The sequence below is a fragment of the Microbacterium sp. ZW T5_45 genome (genome assembly GCF_044987415.1).
Lineage (GTDB): Bacteria > Actinomycetota > Actinomycetes > Actinomycetales > Microbacteriaceae > Microbacterium.
This window is the reverse complement of sequence record NZ_JBJDRJ010000076.1, coordinates 1-4,903: the sequence shown is the minus strand read 5'-3', so window position 1 is coordinate 4,903 and position 4,903 is coordinate 1. Positions and strand designations below refer to the sequence as shown.

Annotated in this window: 3 protein-coding genes; 2 read left to right on the top strand and 1 reads right to left on the bottom strand. The window is 71.6% G+C overall.

All coding sequences use genetic code 11. From position 1 onward, the window contains the following. The first annotated feature begins 143 nt into the window (after window positions 1–143). Window positions 144–2,552, top strand: coding sequence for a CHAT domain-containing protein (locus ACI3KS_RS19505; protein WP_404920196.1), 2,409 nt, complete (start codon window positions 144–146; stop codon window positions 2,550–2,552). 277 nt (window positions 2,553–2,829) lie between these two features. Here the strand turns inward: ACI3KS_RS19505 and ACI3KS_RS19500 are convergent, their stop codons facing one another. Beyond that, window positions 2,830–3,132 carry a chorismate mutase gene (locus tag ACI3KS_RS19500; protein WP_404920195.1) on the bottom strand — a complete coding sequence of 101 codons (303 nt, stop codon included), beginning with the start codon at window positions 3,130–3,132 and terminating at the stop codon, window positions 2,830–2,832. Window positions 3,133–3,197: 65 nt separating this feature from the next. On the opposite strand from ACI3KS_RS19500, the gene ACI3KS_RS19495 reads away from it, so the two are divergent. After that, window positions 3,198–4,445 carry an AI-2E family transporter gene (locus ACI3KS_RS19495; RefSeq protein ID WP_404920194.1) on the top strand — a complete coding sequence of 416 codons (1,248 nt, stop codon included), beginning with the start codon at window positions 3,198–3,200 and terminating at the stop codon, window positions 4,443–4,445. The last annotated feature ends 458 nt before the right edge of the window (window positions 4,446–4,903 follow it).

The window sequence follows — 4,903 nt, the reverse complement described above, 5'->3', positions numbered from 1 at the left end:
AGCGACACCCGGGCAGGCCCTTCGACCCCGACTGCCCGCTCCTCCCCGGCCGTTCTCACCGCCCGCTCCTCCCCGGCCGTTCTCACCGCCCGTTCTGCCCGCCCGCTCTTCCCCAGCCCGGACAAGCGGGCCATGCTGTGAGCATGCGCCTGACCGCGAGCGAGCTGCACGCCCGGGGCGCCGCCGCGGCGAATGCCCGACGGTTCGCCGCCGCGCGGCGGGATCTCGCGGAGGCCGCGATGAGAGCATCCGACGACGATCTCCGCGCCCGCGTCGACGGCACCAGAGCGTATGTGCTCGCCCAGACCGGCCACCCCGCCGACGCCGAGCAGCTCGTCCGCGACGCGCTCGCCCGACGAGGCCTCGCCACCGCGACGTCGGCGCTGCTCACGGGCCAGCTCGGCACTCTGCTCGTGCACGCGGGACGGCTCGACGAGTCGGTCGAGCTGCTGAGCTCGGCCATCTCCGCGACATCCGGAATCGAGCTCGCCAACCTGCTCCTGAACAGGGCCGTCGCCCGGATGCAGCGGCAGGAGCTCGCCGACTGTATCGAGGATCTCGACCGCGCCGTGGCGATCTACGACGACCTGGGCGCTGAGGAACCGCTCGCGGAGGCCCGCCACAACCGCGGCTACGCGGCCCTTCTCGGCGGCGATCTGGTCACCGCCCTCGCACTGATGACGCGCTCCCGACCGATGCTGGCGGCCACGAGCTCCCTGGCCGCCGCGATCGGCGACCAGGATCGCGCCGAGGTGCTGCGCGACGCAGGCCTGGTCGAAGAGGCTGAGCGGCTGCTCGCCGATGTCGCCACTCAGTTCGGCGCGCAGCGCATGCCCCAGGCCCGTGCAGAGGCCGAACTCCACCTCGCCCGATCTCTGCTGTGGCACGACGCCCCGGCCGCGGAGCGCACGGCATCCGTCGCAGCCCGGCGGTTCGAGGCCCTCGGCAACCGGGCATGGGCCGCCAGAGCCCGCGCCCTGCGGCTGGAGGCGAGAGTACAGCGACAGCTGCCCGCCCGCGCCGAGGAGTTCGCCGACACGGCATCCGCCCTGCGTCGTTCCGGACTGCGTACCGAAGCCGCCGCTCTCGTCCTCACCGGACGGCTCGCCATCGGTGGTCGGCTGCCGCGCCCGCCCGCCGACGCTGCGATGCCGCTCCGACTGCGCTGGCACGAGGTGCGTGCCGCCCGCGCGCTCCGCGCGGGTCGCACCCGTGACACCCTTCGCATCGCGGCCGACGGTCTCGATCTCCTGTCGGCCTGGCAGCGCTCCTTCGGTGCGCTCGACCTGCAGGCGTCGGTCACCATGCACGGTCGCGACCTCATGTTCGCGGGCCTCGCCGCCGCGGTGCGCACCGACGACGCCGCGACCATCTTCGACTGGTCGGAGCGTGCCCGCCATCTCAGCCAGCAGGTCTCACCGGTGAGAGCACCGGACGACGACGACCTGGCCGCGGATCTCGCCCGACTGCGGATGCTGCGCGCCGAGCTCTCGGGACAGGACTGGACCGACGATCCCGCGGTGCGCGCCATCCGCGATCGGGTGCGCGAGCGGCAGTGGTCGAGCACGGGCGTCGCACACACCCACGAACGCGTCCCGCTCGCCGAGGTGCAGGGCCGGATCGACGCGAGCACGGCCGTCGTCGCGTACGTGTTCACCGGCTCCGCGCTGCAGTGCATCGTCGTCACGCGATCGGATGCACGCACCGTGCGGCTGGACTGGCCACGGATCGCAGACGCGCTCACGGGTCTGCGCGCCGACCTCGATATGGCGGCGCTCACCGGCGGGGGCCCGATGGGAACGGTGGTCGCGCGTTCTCTCGACGACCGGCTCGCGCGCGTCGACGCGGAGTTGCTCGCCCCCTTCCGGGAACAGCTCGACGGCACGCACCGCATCGTGCTCACGACGCCCGGCGCGCTGGCGGGGATCCCCTGGGCACTTCTGCCGACCATGACCGGCCGCCCGTTCACCCTCGCGACGTCCGTCTCCCGCTGGCTCACGGCTCCCGCGCCGACTCGGCGGGCGCGGGCGGGGTTCGCCGCGGGGCCGCGGGTTCCTCGCGCCGACGAGGAGATCCGTCGCGCGGCATCCGCCTGGGCCGCCCCCGAGGTGCTCTCCTCCCCTGCCGAGGTCGCCGACGTCACCGCGCTGGCCGCGAGGAGCGACGTGGTGCACGTGGCCGCGCACGGGAGGCACTCCGCCGACAATCCGCTGTTCTCCGGGCTGGAGTTCGCCGACGGCATCCTGTTCGGTCACGATGTCGACCTCATCGCCCGCCCGCCCGAGACCGTGATCCTCTCGGCATGCGAGCTGGGGCGCTCGTCGGTGCGCTGGGGCGAGGAGTCCCTCGGCATGACCCGGGTCTGGCTGCACGCCGGCACGCGCTGCGTCCTCGCCGCTCCCGTGAGTGTGGCGGATGACGACGCCTGCGAACTGCTCGCTTCGGTGCATGAGGGGCTCGCGCGGGGCGACGACCCGGCGGATGCTCTCGTCGCCGCCGCCGAGCACACCGGGGTGCGTGCGCCGTTCCAGTGCCACGGCAACGGCTTCTGACCTCACCCGGGAGCGGTCACCCGACTTTTTCTCGCCCCTGACGTATCAGGACGCCTTGTGCTCGCTCCTTATCTGCAGACGGTGCGATGCGAAGAGGCTCTGGGAAGGCGGAGCGAGCGGGAGGCGCAGTCGAACTGGGGAATCGTGCACCTGGGGAGCACGGAGACGACAGCACCGGATGCTCCGGGGACGTCGCGGATCACGCGGCGTCCCCGCAGGGGCGACGAGGCGGAGCGTGTGGGGCGCTCCGCCTCGATGCTGCGTGCGGACGTGCGTGTCAGCGGTTGGCTTCTGCGGCCTCGGTGTGGTGGCGGATGACCTCGGCCACCACGAAGTTGAACCACTTCTCGGCGAACTCGGGGTCGAGGTGCGCCTCTTCGGCGAGCGCGCGCAGCCGTGCGACCTGCTGCTCCTCACGACCGGGGTCGGACGCGGGCATCTCGTGCTCGGCCTTCAGATGCCCGACCTGCTGCGTCGCACGGAACCTCTCGGCGAGCATGAAGATGAGCGCCGCATCGATGTTGTCGATGCTCGCGCGGAGTCGGAGCAGTTCGGCCTTCGGGTCCACGGCGTCGGTCATGCGTCCACTCTACGGCGACGGACTCCCCACCCCGCCGCCGACAGCACGGCCGATATCGTGAGCACATGAGCGAAGACGAGGCGACGGCATCCGGACGCGCGGCAGAGGCGGCATCCGTCCCTCCGGTCGAGGGGACTGCCGCCTCTGGCGCTGGCACGGGTGTCACCGATCCGACCGCCCCCGGCACGGGCGAGGCCGTCGCCGCACCGTCGCCCGCGGCATCCGACGCCGCTTCCGTGGCCGGGTCGACGCAGACCCGTTCGCTGTGGACGCGCATCGACCGGCCGTTCGTGTTCGGATTCCTCGTGACGCTCGGCGGGCTCGCCGCGATCGTCCTCGGACTCGCGATCACGAGCCTGTCGACGGTGCTCATCTACATCGCACTCGCCCTGTTCGCCGCTCTCGGACTCGACCCCGCGGTGCGGTTCCTCGAGCGTCGCGGCCTGTCTCGGGCGGTCTCGGTCGTCATCGTCATCCTTGCGCTGATCGTCGTGATCGGGCTCATCCTCTGGATGATCCTGCCGATCGTGATCGATCAGATCGCGACCTTCGTGCGGTCAGTGCCGGGGATGATCGTGGAGTTCACCCGCACCGACCTCTATGCCACCCTCGAGTCGCAGTTCGGCGACCAGTTCCAGCAGATTGTCGCCGACGTGCAGAGGTTCCTCACGGATCCCGGCAACATCGCCGCGATCAGCGGGGGTGCGCTGAAGGTCGGCACGGGCATCGCCACCGGCATCTCGGGCGTCATCGTCGTGCTCGTGCTGACCCTCTACTTCGTCGCGACCCTGCCGGGTATGAAGACGAGCCTGCTGCGCCTCGCCCCGGCCCGCGACCGCGCTCGCGCCGGTGACATCGTCGAGCAGATCACGGATTCCGTGGGCGGATACGTGATGGGCATGGTGATCCTCGCGTTCTTCAACGCGCTGCTCGCCTTCCTGCTCTACGTGTTCCTCGGACTTCCGTTCCCGCCGCTGATGGCGACCGTCGCGTTCTGCATCACGCTGATCCCGCTCGTCGGCTCTGTGCTGTTCTGGGTCATCGGCACCGGCCTCGCGCTGTTCACGAACCCGATCGCGGCTCTGATCTTCGGCCTCGTCTACCTCGTGTACATGCAGGTCGAGGCGTACGTGATCACGCCGCGGGTCATGAACCGGGCGGTGTCGATCCCGGGCTCGCTCGTCGTGATCGGCGCACTCGCCGGCGGCACGCTGCTCGGACTGCTCGGCGCGCTCGTCGCGGTGCCGGTGGCGGCATCCATCCTCATCATCATCAATCAGGTATGGGTGCCGAAGCAGGACGCTCGCGTCTAGGCGTCCGTCGGTCGCTCGCAGCTCGGGCACCCCACGCCCCTCTGCGCCCACGACACTGAGCGCCCACGCCCCTGTTGCGCCTGCGCCCCTGTTCGCCCGCGCCCCTGTTCGCCCGCGCCCCCGCTGGGCTACGAGGCCCCTGCTGAGTTACGCAAACCAGCGGGGGCGTCGTAGCCCAGCAGGGGCCTCGGCATGAGAGGGCGGGCAAGCGCGCGAGTCGCGTGGCACGGCACGCACACTCCACGCCCGCGCACGCCGACGCTCCTCCAATGCCCCGCGCCCGCTCCGCGCCCGGCACCCTCGTGCACCCGCGCCCCTGTTCAGCTACGAGGCCCCCGCTGAGTTACGCAAACCAGCGGGGGCGTCGTAGCCCAGCAGGGGCGCCGGCGTGAAGACGCGGCGGGCGAGCGAGCAAGCGGCGTTGCGCGGGCGGGCGAGCGCGCCGCGTTGTGCGAGCG

What these genes read in the sequence shown, in the direction of transcription:
- ACI3KS_RS19495 (WP_404920194.1), top strand. Translation starts at nt 3,198, where the DNA reads ATGAGCGAAGACGAGGCGACGGCATCCGGACGCGCGGCAGAGGCGGCA.
- ACI3KS_RS19500 (WP_404920195.1), bottom strand. Translation starts at nt 3,132, where the DNA reads ATGACCGACGCCGTGGACCCGAAGGCCGAACTGCTCCGACTCCGCGCG.
- ACI3KS_RS19505 (WP_404920196.1), top strand. Translation starts at nt 144, where the DNA reads ATGCGCCTGACCGCGAGCGAGCTGCACGCCCGGGGCGCCGCCGCGGCG.